Raw genomic sequence first — 15,571 nt, forward strand, 5'->3', positions numbered from 1 at the left:
CTACCCCAGCAAATGCCGCAGCACGCCCGCCGACACGATGCCGATCGCCACGGTCGGCAGGATCGACAGGCGGGTCGCGGCCAGCAGCGTGACGGCCAGCGCGAGCAGGTCCGCGGGCCGGCTCGACACGAAGGCCGGCGCGATCACCGAGATCAGCACGCAGCCGGGCACGTTCTCCATCACCGCCGTCATGCGCGGGCTGAGCGTGCGGTTGCGCAGCATCACGTAGCCGAGGATGCGCGACAGGTACGTCGTCGACGCCATCAGCACGATGGTCGCGACGGTATGGAAATCAGGCATCATCGCGCGGCTCCCACAGCACGGCGGCGATCAGCCCCGCGCACGCGCCGGCCGCGACGTACCATGCGCCCGGAACGGCCAGGTGCGTGGCGGCCGCGACGACGAGACTGACGAACCACGGCCGGCTCGCGCGCATGCCCTTCCACATGCCTCGGAGCAGCACCAGGAAAACCGCCGTGAACGCCATGTCGAAGCCGTACTGCTCGACGTCGCCGATCGTCGGGCCGAGCGCGGCGCCGAGCGTCGTCATCGACAGCCACGTCATGTAGAGGCCGGCGGCCACGCCCGCGTAATACGGGACGCTAATGTGGTCGGCCGAGCGCTGCCGCGCGTCGGCGAGCGACATCGCCCAGCTCTCGTCGCACATGAAGAACAGCGCCGCGAACGCGCGCCTGCGCGGCAGGCGCCGGATATACGGCGCGAACGCGGCGCCCATCAGGATGTGCCGCGAATTGACCAGGAACGACATCGCGACGATCAGCGCGATGTGCGGCGGCGAGGTCCACAGCCGGATGGCCGCGAATTCGGAGCCGCCGCCGAAATTGAGGCCGGTCAGCATCGGCACTTCGAGCAGGCTCAAGCCCTTCTGCGCAGCCTGCGCGCCCAGCACCAGCGCAAACGGAACGAAACCCAGCATCATGGGCAGCGACGCACGCAGGCCGCGGCTCATCTCCAGCAAGAACGCGGACTGCTGGCGCAGCCCGGTCGACGTTGAAACACTACTGCTCATCACACCTCCTTCGGGAGGAGGATTGTCTGCTTTTTTGACTCGAATCGGGTTGCGTTGTGGCCAGTTCTTTCGGAGAATTTGGCATCGAATACGCGATACGTGAATTTCTTGGAATCGGATGCCAAATGAAGCTTGATGCCATTGACCGACGGATCCTGAGCGCGCTCCAGCGCGACGGCCGCATGCAGAACGTGGAGCTCGCGCAAGAAGTCGGGCTGTCGCCGTCGCCGTGCCTGCGGCGCGTGCGGCTGCTCGAGGAAGCGGGTGTGATCGAGAAATACGTGGCCGTGCTGAACCCCGCGAAGGTCGGCAAGGGGCTGACGATCTTCACGCGCGTATGGCTGAAGGGGCAGGACGCGGAATCCGTGAACCGCTTCGCCGAGGCCGTCCAGCAGATGCCGGAAGTCGTCGAGTGCCATCTGATGGCGGGCGACTGCGATTTCCTGCTGCGCGTCGTCGCGGCCGACATCGACGACTACCGGCGTTTCCAGATGGAATACCTGACGCGCATTCCGGGCGTGCTGAGCGTGAAGACCGACATTCCGATGCAGAAGGTCAAGCTCACGTCGGCGCTGCCGACGTAGCGCCGCGCCGGTCACGATCGCCGGATAAACTGGCGGGCCGGGCCGCTTCGCCGCGCGCCCGGTCATGCGCCGGGACAGATGCGCTACTTCTTGTCGAGCCCTTCATGCCGCCACTCAACAATCCGTGGAATTCGCTGGAAATCGTCAAGCTCGTGCTCGGCGTGCTGACGCCGTTGTCGGTGGCCTGCCTCGGCTGGCTCGTCGCGCGCCGGCTGAAGCGGCTGGAGCTCGTGCAGTGGACCAACCAGAAGCTGATCGAGAAACGGCTCGCGCTCTACGACGCGGTCGCGCCGCTGCTCAACCAGCTGCTGTGCTTCTACACGTGGATCGGCCACTGGAAGGACATTTCGCCGGACGACGTGATCCGGGCCAAGCGCGAGCTGGACCGCACGTTCCACATCTACCGCTACCTGTTCGGCGACGACGTGTACGACGCGTACCACACGTACATCCATGCGCTGTTCGAGACGCACACGGGCGCGGGCCAGGATGCGCGGATCCGCTCGCTCATCGAGGCGCCGAACGGCGATCGCACGAAGCACGGCACGTACGCATGGAACCCGGCGTGGTACGGGCGGTTCGCGACCGCGAACGTCGTGGACGGCGCCGAAGTGCGCGCGCACTACACCCGGCTGATGGAGGTGCTGCGCATGTCGCTGGGCGCGAACCGGTGAACCGGTGAAACGATGAATCGGCGGCCGGCGCGACGTGTACGCGCCGCGCGCGTCAGCTCCGGCCGGCGGCCGCGAGCCGCGCGGCGAGCCCGACGAACACGGTGCCGAGCAGGTACTGCGGCAGTTTCGACGGACGCCGGCGCGCGCCGATCCGGCGGCTCAGCCGGCTCGCGGACACGATCACCGCGCCGTTGACCACGAGGCCGATCAGGTTGAGCACGGTCGCGAGCACGAGAATCTGCACGGCGATCGAGCCGTTCTCCGGCCGGATGAATTGCGGGAACAGCGCCAGCACGAACAGCGCCATCTTCGGGTTGAGGAGGTTCGTCGTCAGGCCCTGGCGAAAGATCGTCGCGGTGGAGCGGCGCGGGGCCGACGCGTCCGGCGCGAGCGACGTCGCGTCCGAGCGGAACGTTTTCCACGCGAGATAGAGCAGGTAAGCGGCGCCGGCGAAGCGCACGGCGTCGTACGCGATCGGCACGGCCAGGAACAGCTGCGACAGGCCGAGCGCGGCGGCCAGCGCGTGACAGTAGGTGCCGGCCTGGATGCCCGCCAGCGTGGCGAACCCGGCGCGCCGGCCCTGGCTGACGCTGCGCGACGCGATCAGCAGCATGTCGGGGCCGGGCGTGGCGGTCAGCGCGAGACACGCGCCGGAAAACAGCGCGAGCGTGGAGAAGTCGATCATGGGCGTTCCTCCGCGCCGGTTCGGCGCAAAAGGAGGAACAGTGTAGGAATGCGCGCGATGCCGGTCAACCGGGATGGCGCGTGGGCGATGCGACGCCGCGCTACACCCGGTCGAGCAAGTCGACGAGCAGCTTCGCGCCGTCGGCCCCTTTCGTGGAATCGGTCCACAGCCGGTCGATCATCTTCCGATACATGGCGACGGCATCGGCCGACGTGGTGATCGTCGCGATGCCGGTGCGAATGTTCGGCAGCTCGCCGAGCCGGAACGGCGACACCGCGATATGCGCGCTGTCGTCGTCCTCGAAGATCTGGAAGGTCTCGTTCGGCAGGTTGTCGCTGACGATGCCGATCCGCACGCCCTTGGCATCGTCCTCGAGCATCCCGACGATCCGCATCACCTCGCGGCGCGCGGCGAGCTTGCGCTCGAGCTGCACGCCGGGCGGCAGCCCGAGGCGGCCGACCAGGCCGTGGTGCAGGAACTGCTCGATCTGGCGCAGCCCGATCAGGCTCGTCACGTTCAGCGGGGCGCGCCGGAACGCGGCCTTGCGGTCCGCGAGGATCGCCATCACTTTCGACAGCGTCTGCCGCCACGCGGCATCGGTCAGCGACGGCGGGATGCTTTCCTCGAGCATCTGGCGCAGCCAGCCTTCGTAATCGTCGGACGTCAGCAGGAACGAGAACGGATCGAAATGCGCGACGATGCGCTGCGAGCGGCTCTCGAGCTGCCGCATGCGCTCGAAATAGCTGATCGCCGAATCGTGATACTCGACCTCGACACCCATCAGGTTTGCGAGCGACACGCCGAACAGGGCGGCGAGCCGCTCGAGCGTGTCGATCTTCACGATCTCGCCGCGTTCGAGCTTGTAGACCGCCGCGCGCGAGATGTTCAGCCGCTCGGCGACATCCTCGCTGCGCAGCTCGGCGGCCATCCGGTACGCGCGCAAGCGCTCGCCGATGCTGTTGAAATCGAAGCGCGCGCCGCGCAGGCGCGTTTTTCGGGACCCGGCTGTGGGCATGAAGTACCTCTGGGTGACAGGTGAAAAAAACCGACAAACACCTGTTGCGCGAAGGCGCCGCGAAGACCGGTATTTGTCTATTTTTTTGTATCGGGTATTTTAACGTAGACGACGGCGGATGCACGCGCACCCGCGGCTCGCGGTCGTCCTGTGCGCGGGAGCGGCCGGCAATCGGCTCGTGTTCGCGCACGCTCGTGCCGTCTAAATATTTGGACGATCGGCGATGGAGACATCGCGCATTCCAACCATTCCCACATGCCGGCCCGTTGCGCCGGGAGGAGAAAGCATGACATCGCAAGCCCCGCGGACCCGTTTTCGGGCAGGATTCCTGATGGCCGGCGCGACAGGCGCCCTTTGCGCCGCGCCGCTCGTGCACGCGCAGTCGAGCGTGACGCTGTACGGCGTCGCCGACGCCTTCGTCGGCTCGGTGAAGGCGCCCGGCGGCCGCACGGCGATAGTGCAGTCGGGCGGCGGGATGACGACGTCGTTCTGGGGAATCGGCGGCACCGAGGATCTCGGCAACGGCAACAAGGCCATCTTCGTGCTCGAGAGCTACTTTCAGCCGCAAAGCGGCGCGTACGGCCGCTACGCCGGGGACAGCGCGTTTTCGCGCAACGCATACATAGGACTGCAGACGCGGTTCGGCCAGCTTCGCGTCGGCCGCATCACGACGCCGCTGTATCTCGCGACGATCCAGTTCAACCCGCTGTTCAATTCGTACACGTTCTCGCCGATGATCTTCCATACGTTCAAAGGCGCGGGCGCCGAGGGCGTGGTCGGCGATTCGGCGTGGAACAACGCGCTCGCCTATACGAGCCCGACGTTCGGCGGATTCAATGCGGGGCTGCTGTATGCCCTCGGCAATACGGCCGGCCGCAACGGCGCGAAGAAATGGAGCGTCAACGCGAACTACGCGCGCGGGGCGTTCGCGGCCGCCGCGGTGTTCCAGTACGTGAATTTCAGCGCGACGCCCGGCGATCTCGGCGGCGCGCTCGCCGCGGCGCCCGGCCTGTCGAGCCAGCGCACGGTGCAGATCGGCGCGTCGTACGACTGGCGTGTCGTGAAGCTGTTCGCGCAGTACATGAACGTCGCGAACCGCGCGCCGCGCGGCAACTTCCACGGCGATACGGTGCAGGCGGGCGTCAGCGTGCCGATCGGCACCGGTTCGCTGCTGGCGAGCTACGCGTATACGCATTCGAGCGGGGCGAGCGGATCGAGTGCCGACGGCCAGCATCGCAGCACCGGCGCGCTCGGCTACGACTATCTGCTGTCGAAGCGCACCGACGTCTATTCGGCGATCAAGGTCGATCACGTCGGCGGGCTGTCGACCGGCATCACGTACGGCGCGGGCCTGCGCACGCGTTTCTGACGGAGGCGCGCGATGCGAGGCTTCCCGCGCGGTTTCCCGCGCAGTTTCCCGGTTTACCCCGATACATCGGACGCTTGCATTCCATTTTTGATGCAGGTAGTCTAAATATTTAGACGAGGAGGCGAGCATGAATCTTTTGGACGCCACGCAGTGGCTGGCACAGGACATCGTCGGCTTTTCCGACATTCACCGGTTCGCCACGCGCTGCCGGGACGCGGCGGCGCCGCACGGGCGCGAATCGGCGGCGCTGGTGCTGCTCGCGCAGGCGGCCGCGACGTTCGCCGAGCGGCAGGAGGGCGTGGCGGTCTGCACGGAGACGGTGCAGGCGTTCCTCGCCGAGCTGCGCGAGCACGCGCGACGCCTGAGCGACGCGAGCCAGCACTCGGACGACGCGTTGCTCTCGGCGCTCAACGGCTTCGCCGCGCAGGTGTCGAAGGAACTGGTCGTCTGACGCGCGGCGCCGGCGCCGATCCGCTCGCGTCGTTTGTCTAAAAAAAACGACGAGCGGCCGCGATGCGGAGCGCCGGCATCGATCTCCTCTCCTCACGATACGGACAATCATGGAAGCGAACCTTCGATCCACCGCGGCCGCGCCCGCCGGCGCACCGCCCGAGCGGGTGTCGCGCTACGCATGGAAAGTGCTGGCCGGCTCGGCCATCGGCTATGCGATGGACGGCTTCGACCTGCTGATCCTCGGCTTCATGCTGCCGGCGATTTCGGCGTCGCTGCAGCTCGGCGCGCAGCAGGCGGGAGCGCTCGTCACGTGGACGCTGGTCGGCGCGGTCGCGGGCGGCGTGATCTTCGGCGCGCTCAGCGACCGCTACGGCCGCGTGCGCGTGCTGACGTGGACGATCCTGCTGTTCGCGGTGTTCACCGGGCTGTGCGCGTTCGCGCAGGGCTTCTGGGATCTGCTCGCGTACCGGACCATCGCCGGCATCGGCCTCGGCGGCGAATTCGGCATCGGCATGGCGCTCGCGGCCGAAGCGTGGCCGGCCAGCAAGCGGGCTCGCGTGTCGTCGTACGTGGCGCTCGGCTGGCAGAGCGGCGTGCTCGCGGCGTCGCTGCTGACGCCGCTGCTGCTGCAGACGGTCGGCTGGCGCGGCATGTTCGCGATCGGCGTGCTGCCCGCGATCGTCGCCTGGGTGCTGCGCAACAAGCTGCACGAGCCGGAAGTGTTCGTCCGCAGCAAGCAGCCGGCGCGCACGGGCGCGCGTTTCCGGCTGCTGTTCGCCGATGCGCGCACGGCCCGCACGAGCATCGGCATCGTCGTGCTGTGCGCGGTGCAGAACTTCGGCTACTACGGGATCATGATCTGGATGCCGACGTTCCTGTCGAAGCAGCTCGGCTTCTCGCTGACGAAATCCGGGCTGTGGACCGCGGCGACCGTGCTCGGGATGATGGCCGGCGTCTGGGTGTTCGGACACCTGGCCGACCGGATCGGCCGCAAACCGACGTTCCTGCTGTACCAGGTCGGCTCGGTGGCGATGGTGTTCGCGTATTCGCGGCTGACGGACCCGGCCACGATGCTGTGGGCCGGCGCGCTGATGGGCATGTTCGTGAACGGCATGGTCGGCGGCTACGGCACGCTGATGTCCGAGGCGTACCCGACGGCCGTCCGTGCGACCGCGCAGAACGTGCTGTGGAACGTCGGCCGCGCGATCGGCGGCCTCGGGCCGCTCGTCGTCGGCGCGCTCGCCGCGCGCTACTCGTTTCAGATCGCGATCGCGATGCTGGCCGCGCTGTACGTGCTGGACATGATCGTCACGGTCACGCTGATTCCGGAGCTGAAGGACCGCGCGCTCGACTGACGCGCCCGCCGTCCGGCCAATCGCAACGAGGAGAAAACCATGGACGTGATCGATGCGGCGCGCACTTGCGCGCAGCCGTGGGCGGCCAGCGTCGCCACGCACGCGTGCGACGTGGTCGCGCATCATGCGGTGAACCGGCGCTATCGCTATCTGCGCGTGCGCGCCGACGCGCCGCTCGCGAGCGTCACGCAGGCCGGCCAGTTCTATCAGCTGGTCTGCCCCGTCACCGATCGGCACCGGCCCTTCCTGCCGCGCCCGATGAGCGTGTACGGCGTCGGCCCCGGCGCCGGCGAAATCGAGTTCCTGTACAACGTGACCGGCGAAGGCACGCGCGCGCTCGCGCGGCTCGGCGCGGGCGACCGGCTGCCGATCGTCGGGCCGCTCGGCCGCCCGTTCACGCTCGACCCCGGCGCGCGGCGGCTGCTGCTCGTCGCGCGCGGCGTCGGGCTCGCGACGATGGCGCCGCTCGTGCAGCGTGCCGCACGCTCGGGCATCGCGCTGACGGTCGTGATGTCGGCGCGCACGCCGGACGACCTGATGACTGCGGAATTCCTGCGCGGCGCGCCGGCCGACGTGCATGCGGTGTTCGACAGCGACGGCACGTCGGCGGTCGCGAACGTCGGCGCGCTGCTGCGCGACGCGATCGCGCGCGATCGGCCGGACGCGGTCTATACGTGCGGCTCGCAGCGGCTGCTCGCGCTGCTGCAGCGCGTGCTCGCCGACCATCCGTCGATGCGCGGCGAGGTCGCGCTCGAGCAGCGGATGGCGTGCGGGATGGGCGTGTGCCTGTCGTGCGTGCGGATGTTCGACGACGGCGAAACCCGCGCGTTCCGGCGTGTGTGCCGCGAAGGCCCGGTGTTCGCGATTCGCGACGTGGTGGCGGAGGTGGAATTTGGCTGACCTGACCGTACGCGTGGGCGAACTGCGCCTGCGCAATCCCGTGATGCCGGCGTCCGGCTGTTTCGCGATCGAGTATCGCGATGCGCTCGACCTGGGCGGGCTCGGCGCGCTCGTGATCAAGAGCGTGTCGCCCGTCAGCCGTCCGGGCAACCCGACGCCGCGCGTCGCCGACGCGGGTGACGGCATGCTGAACTCGATCGGCATTCCGAGCCGCGGCATCGACGACTACGTCGAGCACGTGCTGCCCGCGTACACCGGCCACGGCACGCCGGTCGTCGCGTCGGTGTCCGCCGATACGGCGGATGCATTCGCGAGCGCGTGCGAGGCGCTGTCGCGGCCGGACGTCGCGGCGATCGAGGCGAACATCTCGTGCCCGAATCTCGAGGCCGACGGCATGGCGTTCGGGATGGACGCGGGCACGACCCGGCAGGTCGTCGCTGCGATCCGCAGGCGCACCGGGCATCCGCTGTGGGTGAAGCTGACGCCGAACGCGGGCAACATCGCGACGGTCGCGAAAGCGGCCGAAGACGCCGGCGCCGATGCGGTCGTGATGGGCAACACGGTGCTCGGCATGTCGATCGACGTGCGCACGCGCCGGCCGTCGCTCGGCAACGTGATGGGCGGCCTGTCCGGGCCGTCGATCAAGCCGATCGCGCTGCGGCTCGTCCACCAGTGCTACCGCGCCGTGTCGATCCCGGTGATCGGCTGCGGCGGCATCCGGAGCGCCGCCGACGCCATCGAGTTTCTGCTCGCCGGCGCGAGCGCGGTGCAGGTGGGCACCGCGTCGTTCCGCGATCCGGGCGTGATGCGCACGATCATCGACGGGCTCGAGCGGTTTTGCGCGGACGAGGGCATCGGCGCGATCGCGTCGCTGACCGGGCAGGTCAGGCTCGACGCCGATCTCGGCGAGCGGTGGCGGCGCTTTTGCGAGGCGCCGGCACGCGCGGGCGGCACGCCGGCGGAGGCGCGATGAACGCGCATGCTGACTGGCCGGGCGCGCCGGCGGACGGCGACGCGCTCGGGCTCGCGACGCACGACGCGGCGGCGCAGCCGCTTGCCGAACTGACGGCGCTGGCCGGGCAGTGGTTCGACGAGATCCGCGCACTGTCGGCCGACGGCGCGGGCGTCACGCGCGAGAGCTACGGCGCGAGCGAAACGGCGGCCGCGCAGCGGCTCGCGGAGCACGCGGAACGCGAGGGCCTCGCGGTGCGCACCGACCGCGCGGCCAACCTGGTCTTCAGCCTGCCCGATGCGGATCAGCAGGCGAGCGCGATCTGGGTCGGCTCGCATCTCGACTCGGTGCCGCACGGCGGCAACTACGACGGACTCGCGGGCATCGTCGCGGGGCTGCTGTGCCTCGTCGCGCAACGGCGCACCGGACGCGCGTCGCCGCGCCCGCTGAACGTGATCGCGCTGCGCGGCGAAGAGAGCGCGTGGTTCGGCAAGGCCTACATGGGATCGAGCGCGCTGTTCGGCCGGCTGAAGCCGGACGATCTCGCGATGAAGCATCGCAGCACCGGCCGGTCGCTCGCCGACTGCATGGCGGCGGCGGGCGTCGACGTCGACGCGGTGCGCGCGGGCAAGCCGCTGTTCGACGTGCGGCGCGCCCATGCGTATCTGGAGCTGCACATCGAACAGGGGCCCGTGATGGTCGCGCGCGGGCTGCCGGTCGCGGTCGTGTCCGGCATTCGCGGCAACGTGCGGCACAACTCCATCAGCTGCATCGGCGAGGCCGGCCATTCCGGCGCGGTGCCGCGCAGCCTGCGGCACGACGCGATCTTCGCGGTCGCCGAGCTGATCACGCGGCTCGACGAGCACTGGCGCCGGCTGCTCGAACGCAACATCGATCTCGTCGTGACGACCGGCATCGTGTCGACCGACCAGGACGAGCATTCGATCTCGCGGATTCCCGGCCAGGTGCATTTCAGCTTCGAGGCGCGCAGCGAGAGCACGGAGACGCTCGACGTCTTCCATGAGCTGCTGCTCGCCGAATGCAATTCGATTGCGCGCGAGCGCGGCGTGCGGTTCGATTTCGACCGGCGGCTGTCGAGCGCGCCGGCGCGGATGGATGCCGCCCTGCGCGCCGCGCTCGCCGACGCGTGCGCGCGGCTCGACGTGCCGTTCGCGACGCTGCCGAGCGGCGCGGGCCACGACGCGGCGCTGTTCGCGAACGCGGGCGTGCCGAGCGGGATGCTGTTCGTGCGCAACGAGCACGGGTCGCACAACCCGCACGAGGCGATGTCGATCGACGATTTCATGCTGGGCGTGCGGGTGCTCGCCGATACGATTGCGCGGCTCTGAGCGGTGCTGCAGGAGGCGAGGCGACTGTGGACGATGCGCTGCCGCTCACGCAGGCGGGACGTCCGCGCCTGTGCCGCCGTCCGCACGCCGCACCTGCGCGAGCACGAACGCGTAGACGTCGTCGAGCGCCGACACGATGCGCGTACCGGCCGCAACGCCGTCGAACGCGCCCGCAGGCCCCACGCAGATCAGCGGTTTCGCGAAGCGCGTCGCGAGGCGGATCTCGTCGAGCGTGCCCTTGCTTCCCGGCAGCGCGACGACCACGTCGCTCGTCAGCACGTTCACGTAGTTGCGGCTCAATGCGTCGTCCGGCGCGTCGGCTTCCTTGCGCGGCAGCGGCGTGACGATGGGCAGGTCGATGAACGGATTCGGATAGCCGGCGATCGGCACGAAGCCGAACAGCGGGTGCGGTTCGCTCGGCACGATGCCGATCGAGCGGCCGCGGCGCCCCGGCGTCGTCGCGAACGCGCGCGCGGCCGACAGCATCACGCCGCGGCCGGCGCCCGTCAGCAGGTCGAATCCTTGCGCGGCGATCCACGCACCGAGCGGCGCCGCCAACTCCGGCCATTCGTTCTTGCCCGAGCCCATCACGCCAATGATCGCCATCTTGTCCTCCTGGTTGGCCGACGCGCGGCGCGCCGATCCCGGCGATCGTTCGCACCGTCCGTCTTTTTAATTATACACATCGACCGATTTTCGTGAGTGAGGAGCCGATGACGGCCTGAAAATTGTGGATTTTCCCGCCTTGCATTTTTCCTTCACTTTATTTAGTCTAAAAAAATAGATTTATTGACGAGCGCATCGCGGCCTGAAGGTTGGCCGGTACGCAGACGTCTCCGGGGCGATACAGCCCGCTACAACCTGAGAGAGAGGTGTATTCATGCTTGACCACGCCACCAACGAAGTGCTGACCCGCGTGGGGCCGGGCACGCCGTGCGGCGACTTGCTGCGTCGCTACTGGCATCCGGTCGGTTATTCGTCGGAGCTGGCTGAAGCCGGCCAGACGAAGCGCGTGCGGATTCTCGGCGAGGATCTGGTGCTCGCGCGCACCGGCAACGGCGGCGTGCTGCTCGTGCAGGAGCGTTGCCCGCATCGCGGCGCGTCGCTGCTGTACGGCTTCGTCGAGGAGGAGACGATCCGCTGCGCGTATCACGGCTGGCTGTACAACGCGGCCGGCGAATGCGTGGAGCGGCCGTTCGAATCGGCGAAGGCGAGCCGCGTCTGCAAGAAGCTGATCGACAGCTATGCGACGCACGAATGCGGCGGGCTGATCTTCGCGTACATGGGGCCGGCGGAACACAAGCCCGCGTTTCCGAACTGGGACATCCTCGTGCGCAACGACGGCGTGCGCCATTTCGAGGTGCAGGACGATCTCGCGTGCAACTGGTTCCAGGTGCAGGAAAACGCGGTCGACGTCACGCACACGTTCTACACGCACTCGAAATACTTCGAGCACCTCGGCATGCGCGACGCGTCCGGGTTCGGCAAGCCGTTCAAGCGGTTCGGCTTCCAGCGCTTCGACTGGGGCATCGTGAAGAGCTGGGAGTACGAAGGCGAGGGCCGCGGCTGGGGCAACCTGATGGTGTTCCCGAACATGCTCCGGATCATGACCGAGATGCACTGGCGTGTGCCGGTCGACGATACGACGACGCGGATCGTCTGGGTGTCGTTCACGCCGAACGCGGACGGCGCGCAGCCGCAACCCGACGCGGCGCCGAAGATCATCCGCCAGCCGGCGCGCACCGACGCATCGGGCCGCTACCTGATGAACACGTTCATGAGCCAGGATGCGATGGCGGTGGAGACGCAGGGCCCGATCTTCGACCGTTCGCGCGAGAACCTCGGCGCGTCCGATCGCGGGATCGTGATGTTCCGCCAGATGCTGCAGGAGCAGATCGACGCGGTCGCGCGCGGCGAGCGGCCGGTCGCGAACGCGTACGGCGGCGCGCCGGACGTGACCGACCTGCGCGAATGGATGGGCGGCTATCTGCCGATGAGCTGCGCGCCGGACCCGACGTTCCGCCAGCAGCGCGAATTCGGCGACATCTTCGACGAGTCGCACGTCGAATACGAGATCCCGGCGAACTCGCCGGTGATGCGCGCTTGAGCGGCGCTGCGATCGGCGGGCCGGGCCGCGGGGCCGGCATGCTGACGGGCGGGCGCGTCACGGCCGCGCTGCTCGCGGCGGGGCTCGCGACCGTCGCCGCGCTCGGCGCGCGCGGCACGCTGGCGGCCGGCGACGCGCGGATCATCGCGATCGTGTTCACCTGCATCGTGCTGTGGGCGACCGGCGCGGTCGCGAGCCTCTGGGTGTCGCTGCTGTTCTTCTTCCTCGCGGCGACCTGCACGTCGGTGCCCACCGCCGAGATCTTCTCGGGCTTCGGGTCGAGCGCGTTCTGGCTCGTGTTCAGCGGCGCGGCGATCGGCTTCGCGCTGAAGGAGAGCGGCCTGAGCGAGCGGATCGGCATCGCGCTCGCGCGCCGGATCGGCGGCTCGTACCTGAAGGCGCTGCTCGCGTTCGCGATCCTGAGCTTCCTGCTGTCGCTCGTGATGCCGTCGACGTTCGGGCGGATCGCGATCCTGATTCCGATCGCGATCGGCTACTGCGACGTCGTGAAGCTCGGCGCGCATGCGAACGGGCGGCGCGGCATCCTGCTGCTCGTGATCGTCGGCTCGTACGAGCTGGCCGCCGCGGTGCTGCCAGCGAACCTGCCGAACGTGATCATGGCGGGGATTCTCGAGCAGTCGCACGGGCTGCATCTGCGCTTCTCCGAGTATCTGCTGCTGTTCTTTCCGGCCGGCGTGATCGTGCGCGGCGCGGTGCTGGTGCTCGCGTCCTACTGGCTGTTCGCGGATACGGTCGGCGAAGTCGAGATACCGGCGGCGCGCGTCGCGCTCGGCCGCCGCGAATGGCACGCGATCGTGCTGCTCGCGATCACGCTCGCGCTGTGGTTCACCGATGCCGTGCATCACGTCGCGCCCGGCTGGGTCGGGCTCGGCTTCACGCTCGTCTATTTCGCCACGTCGCCGCCCGCGCAGCTCGAACGCTTCACCGCGACGCTGAAGATGGACCTGCTGTGGTTCATCGCGGCGATCATCGGGCTGACCGCGCTCGTCAACCATCTCGGCGTGCGCGTGCCGGACGCGCTCGCGCTCGATGCGCTGCGCGACAGCCCGATGCTCGCGTACTTCGCGCTGACCGCGCTGTCGATCGTCGTCTGCTTCGCGGTCACGTCGAACGCGGAACCTGCGCTGTACGTGCCGATCGTGTCGCGCCTGCTCGCGCAGGGGCTGCACCTGAAGGCCGGCCTGCTCGCGCAGGTGATGGGCTATGCGACCACGGTCCTGCCGTACCAGTCGCCGCCGATCGTGTTCGGCAACGCGCTCGCGCAGCTCGACCGGGGCGCGGTGCTGCGGTACTGCATCGCGACGGCGCTGCTGGGCGTGGTGTTCGTGATCCCGGTCAATGCGTTGTGGTGGCGGCTGATCGGGCTGCTGTGAGTGTTCCTGAACGGGGAATCCAATGACCGAAAACGACCTGATTGCCGCGCGCGTGATCGCGCGCGAGCGCGTCGCATGCGACGTGATTTCGCTGCGGCTCGTCAGCGACGCGCCGGATTTCGCGCTGCCCGCGTTCGACGCAGGCGCGCATATCGACCTGCATCTGCGCGACGGGCTCACGCGCAAGTACTCGCTGTGCAACGACCCGTTCGAGCGCGGCGTGTACGAGATTGCGATCAAGCGCGAGCCGGCGTCGCGCGGCGGCTCCGCGCACGTGCACGACGCGATCCGGGTCGGCGACGTGCTGCGGATCGGCGCGCCGCTGAATTACTTCCCGCTCGCGCCGGACGACAGCCCGGCCGTGCTGCTCGCCGCCGGGATCGGCGTGACGCCGTTGCTCGCGATGGCGCATAGCCTGTTGCGCGCGGGGCGGCCGCTCGCGTTCCACTACTTCGTGCGTTCGGCCGACGCGGCCGCGTACGGGGCGACGCTCGCGTCGCAACTCGCGAGCGTCGCGACGGTGCACACGGGGCTGACGCCCGACGCGACCGGCGACGCGATCGCGGCGATCGTCGGCGCGATGGACCCGTGCGCGCATCTGTATTTCTGCGGGCCGGCGCCGTTCATGGCGGCCGTCGACGCGATCGCGCGCCCGGCGCTCGGCGATGCGCGGCTGCATCACGAGCATTTTTCCGCGCCGGCCGCGGGTACTGCCGCGGATGAGGACGGCGGGTTCGAGATCGAACTCGCGCGCTCGCGGCGCACGCTGCGCGTGCCGCCGGAGCAGTCGATCACCGATGTGCTGTACGACCATGGCATCGAGGTCGCCACGTCATGCGAGGCGGGCGTGTGCGGCGCATGCCGGACGACCGTGCTCGACGGCACGCCCGATCATCGGGACGCGTTCCTGAGCGCGGCGGACAAGGCCCGCAACGACTGCATGATGCCGTGCGTGTCGCGCTGCCGCGGCGAACGGTTGGTGCTGGATCTGTGAGCTGTAGACGCCGTTCCGCTTCGACGCGCGGAATCGGCGGAATCGGCGGGTTCGGCTGTTAGGCCCGTCCGTCCGGTTAGACTGACGCTCTCCTGCCCAACCCGCCCGCGCGCCCCATGGATCTGACCAGAACGATCGTCATCGGCAATTCCGGCTCGGGAAAGAGCTGGCTGGCGCAACGCATCGCCCGGTCGCACGCGGCGACGCTCGTGGATCTCGACCAGATTCACTGGCTGCCCGGCGGTTACGACGTGCCGCGCGACCGCGACGACGCGATGCGCGCGGTCAAGCGTGCGGCCGAGCACGAGCGCTGGGTGATCGAAGGCATCTACGGCTGGCTGGTCGAAGGGATACTCGCGGATGCGACGGCGCTCGTGTGGCTGCGCGTCGATCCGGCCGACTGCGTCGCCGCCATCCGGGAGCGCGGGATTCGGCGCGGCGGCAGCGAAGCGTCGCTGGCCGCGCTGCTGCAATGGGCCGCGACGTATCGAAGCCGTGACGGCTCGAGTTCGTACGCCGCGCATGAGCGGATCTTCAACGACTTTCGGCGCGATTGCTTGTGCCTGTCGAGCCGTGACGAAGTCACGGCGTTTGCGGCGTCGCTGGGGGCTGCGCTGCCGGAATGACGGCCCCGGCGAGTGCGATCGGCGCTGGCCGTTCGACATCATTGATGCCGGCGCCATGTCGGCGCGCGCCGTTTCGGGCGCGCC

Annotated in this window: 17 protein-coding genes; 12 read left to right on the plus strand and 5 right to left on the minus strand. The window is 68.9% G+C overall.

Features of this window, described 5'->3' with window-relative positions; all coding sequences use genetic code 11:
* Entirely contained in the window at positions 1 to 300 is a 300-nt protein-coding gene (locus tag HWX31_RS33740; RefSeq protein ID WP_010097871.1) for an AzlD family protein, read from the minus strand.
* Positions 293 to 1,030 carry an AzlC family ABC transporter permease gene (locus HWX31_RS33745; protein WP_059612286.1) on the minus strand — a complete coding sequence of 246 codons (738 nt, stop codon included), beginning with the start codon at positions 1,028 to 1,030 and terminating at the stop codon, positions 293 to 295. Before HWX31_RS33745 ends, HWX31_RS33740 begins: the two co-directional genes overlap by 8 nt.
* Before the next feature lie 125 nt (positions 1,031 to 1,155).
* Between HWX31_RS33745 and HWX31_RS33750 the strand changes: the two genes are divergently transcribed.
* Together HWX31_RS33750 and HWX31_RS33755 are read left to right on the plus strand one after the other, a co-directional pair.
* Complete coding sequence (locus tag HWX31_RS33750; RefSeq protein ID WP_039322714.1) at positions 1,156 to 1,614, plus strand: Lrp/AsnC family transcriptional regulator; 459 nt, start codon at positions 1,156 to 1,158, stop codon at positions 1,612 to 1,614.
* Between the two features lie 104 nt (positions 1,615 to 1,718).
* Entirely contained in the window at positions 1,719 to 2,288 is a 570-nt protein-coding gene (locus HWX31_RS33755) for a hypothetical protein (protein WP_174964342.1), read from the plus strand.
* Positions 2,289 to 2,340: 52 nt separating this feature from the next.
* Here HWX31_RS33755 and HWX31_RS33760 read toward each other — a convergent pair whose 3' ends face one another.
* Positions 2,341 to 2,973, minus strand: coding sequence for a LysE family translocator (locus HWX31_RS33760; protein ID WP_059613842.1), 633 nt, complete (start codon positions 2,971 to 2,973; stop codon positions 2,341 to 2,343).
* Between the two features lie 100 nt (positions 2,974 to 3,073).
* Positions 3,074 to 3,988, minus strand: a complete 915-nt coding sequence (locus tag HWX31_RS33765; protein WP_059538197.1) for a helix-turn-helix domain-containing protein — start codon at positions 3,986 to 3,988, stop codon at positions 3,074 to 3,076.
* 286 nt (positions 3,989 to 4,274) lie between these two features.
* On the opposite strand from HWX31_RS33765, the gene HWX31_RS33770 reads away from it, so the two are divergent.
* From HWX31_RS33770 to HWX31_RS33795, 6 genes are all read left to right on the plus strand, one after another.
* Entirely contained in the window at positions 4,275 to 5,357 is a 1,083-nt protein-coding gene (locus tag HWX31_RS33770; RefSeq protein WP_174964343.1) for a porin, read from the plus strand.
* Positions 5,358 to 5,484: 127 nt separating this feature from the next.
* On the plus strand, positions 5,485 to 5,808 hold the full coding sequence (locus HWX31_RS33775; protein WP_174964344.1) for a hypothetical protein: 324 nt from the start codon (positions 5,485 to 5,487) through the stop codon (positions 5,806 to 5,808).
* Between the two features lie 109 nt (positions 5,809 to 5,917).
* Positions 5,918 to 7,165, plus strand: coding sequence for an MFS transporter (locus HWX31_RS33780; protein ID WP_174964345.1), 1,248 nt, complete (start codon positions 5,918 to 5,920; stop codon positions 7,163 to 7,165).
* A gap of 39 nt (positions 7,166 to 7,204) precedes the next feature.
* Positions 7,205 to 8,065, plus strand: coding sequence for a dihydroorotate dehydrogenase electron transfer subunit (locus HWX31_RS33785; RefSeq protein ID WP_174964346.1), 861 nt, complete (start codon positions 7,205 to 7,207; stop codon positions 8,063 to 8,065).
* Positions 8,058 to 9,038, plus strand: a complete 981-nt coding sequence (locus tag HWX31_RS33790) for a dihydroorotate dehydrogenase (RefSeq protein ID WP_174964347.1) — start codon at positions 8,058 to 8,060, stop codon at positions 9,036 to 9,038. Before HWX31_RS33785 ends, HWX31_RS33790 begins: the two co-directional genes overlap by 8 nt.
* Positions 9,035 to 10,366, plus strand: a complete 1,332-nt coding sequence (locus HWX31_RS33795; RefSeq protein ID WP_060306220.1) for a hydantoinase/carbamoylase family amidase — start codon at positions 9,035 to 9,037, stop codon at positions 10,364 to 10,366. Before HWX31_RS33790 ends, HWX31_RS33795 begins: the two co-directional genes overlap by 4 nt.
* Positions 10,367 to 10,411: 45 nt before the next feature.
* Here HWX31_RS33795 and HWX31_RS33800 read toward each other — a convergent pair whose 3' ends face one another.
* Complete coding sequence (locus tag HWX31_RS33800; protein WP_174964348.1) at positions 10,412 to 10,972, minus strand: SLOG cluster 4 domain-containing protein; 561 nt, start codon at positions 10,970 to 10,972, stop codon at positions 10,412 to 10,414.
* A 274-nt stretch (positions 10,973 to 11,246) separates the two neighbouring features.
* Between HWX31_RS33800 and HWX31_RS33805 the strand changes: the two genes are divergently transcribed.
* The 4 genes from HWX31_RS33805 to HWX31_RS33820 all read left to right on the plus strand — a co-directional run bounded on the left by HWX31_RS33805 (position 11,247) and on the right by HWX31_RS33820 (position 15,487).
* Positions 11,247 to 12,473: an aromatic ring-hydroxylating dioxygenase subunit alpha gene (locus HWX31_RS33805; protein WP_174964349.1), complete on the plus strand. Its 1,227-nt coding sequence runs from the start codon at positions 11,247 to 11,249 to the stop codon at positions 12,471 to 12,473.
* On the plus strand, positions 12,470 to 13,867 hold the full coding sequence (locus HWX31_RS33810) for an SLC13 family permease (protein ID WP_080497654.1): 1,398 nt from the start codon (positions 12,470 to 12,472) through the stop codon (positions 13,865 to 13,867). The genes HWX31_RS33805 and HWX31_RS33810 overlap by 4 nt, the downstream gene beginning before the upstream one ends.
* Before the next feature lie 22 nt (positions 13,868 to 13,889).
* The gene (locus HWX31_RS33815) at positions 13,890 to 14,861 is read left to right on the plus strand and encodes a PDR/VanB family oxidoreductase (RefSeq protein WP_174964350.1); all 972 of its coding nucleotides are present in this window, start codon (positions 13,890 to 13,892) and stop codon (positions 14,859 to 14,861) included.
* A 116-nt stretch (positions 14,862 to 14,977) separates the two neighbouring features.
* On the plus strand, positions 14,978 to 15,487 hold the full coding sequence (locus HWX31_RS33820; protein WP_174964351.1) for a P-loop NTPase family protein: 510 nt from the start codon (positions 14,978 to 14,980) through the stop codon (positions 15,485 to 15,487).
* The last annotated feature ends 84 nt before the right edge of the window (positions 15,488 to 15,571 follow it).

This window comes from Burkholderia ubonensis (assembly GCF_902833085.1).
In the GTDB taxonomy this organism is placed as follows: Bacteria; Pseudomonadota; Gammaproteobacteria; order Burkholderiales; family Burkholderiaceae; genus Burkholderia; species Burkholderia ubonensis.

Excerpts from the sequence above, each read along its gene's own strand:
- HWX31_RS33740 (WP_010097871.1), bottom strand. The coding sequence starts at position 300 with ATGCCTGATTTCCATACCGTCGCGACCATCGTGCTGATGGCGTCGACG.
- HWX31_RS33745 (WP_059612286.1), bottom strand. The coding sequence starts at position 1,030 with ATGAGCAGTAGTGTTTCAACGTCGACCGGGCTGCGCCAGCAGTCCGCG.
- HWX31_RS33750 (WP_039322714.1), top strand. The coding sequence starts at position 1,156 with ATGAAGCTTGATGCCATTGACCGACGGATCCTGAGCGCGCTCCAGCGC.
- HWX31_RS33755 (WP_174964342.1), top strand. The coding sequence starts at position 1,719 with ATGCCGCCACTCAACAATCCGTGGAATTCGCTGGAAATCGTCAAGCTC.
- HWX31_RS33760 (WP_059613842.1), bottom strand. The coding sequence starts at position 2,973 with ATGATCGACTTCTCCACGCTCGCGCTGTTTTCCGGCGCGTGTCTCGCG.
- HWX31_RS33765 (WP_059538197.1), bottom strand. The coding sequence starts at position 3,988 with ATGCCCACAGCCGGGTCCCGAAAAACGCGCCTGCGCGGCGCGCGCTTC.
- HWX31_RS33770 (WP_174964343.1), top strand. The coding sequence starts at position 4,275 with ATGACATCGCAAGCCCCGCGGACCCGTTTTCGGGCAGGATTCCTGATG.
- HWX31_RS33775 (WP_174964344.1), top strand. The coding sequence starts at position 5,485 with ATGAATCTTTTGGACGCCACGCAGTGGCTGGCACAGGACATCGTCGGC.
- HWX31_RS33780 (WP_174964345.1), top strand. The coding sequence starts at position 5,918 with ATGGAAGCGAACCTTCGATCCACCGCGGCCGCGCCCGCCGGCGCACCG.
- HWX31_RS33785 (WP_174964346.1), top strand. The coding sequence starts at position 7,205 with ATGGACGTGATCGATGCGGCGCGCACTTGCGCGCAGCCGTGGGCGGCC.
- HWX31_RS33795 (WP_060306220.1), top strand. The coding sequence starts at position 9,035 with ATGAACGCGCATGCTGACTGGCCGGGCGCGCCGGCGGACGGCGACGCG.
- HWX31_RS33800 (WP_174964348.1), bottom strand. The coding sequence starts at position 10,972 with ATGGCGATCATTGGCGTGATGGGCTCGGGCAAGAACGAATGGCCGGAG.
- HWX31_RS33805 (WP_174964349.1), top strand. The coding sequence starts at position 11,247 with ATGCTTGACCACGCCACCAACGAAGTGCTGACCCGCGTGGGGCCGGGC.
- HWX31_RS33815 (WP_174964350.1), top strand. The coding sequence starts at position 13,890 with ATGACCGAAAACGACCTGATTGCCGCGCGCGTGATCGCGCGCGAGCGC.
- HWX31_RS33820 (WP_174964351.1), top strand. The coding sequence starts at position 14,978 with ATGGATCTGACCAGAACGATCGTCATCGGCAATTCCGGCTCGGGAAAG.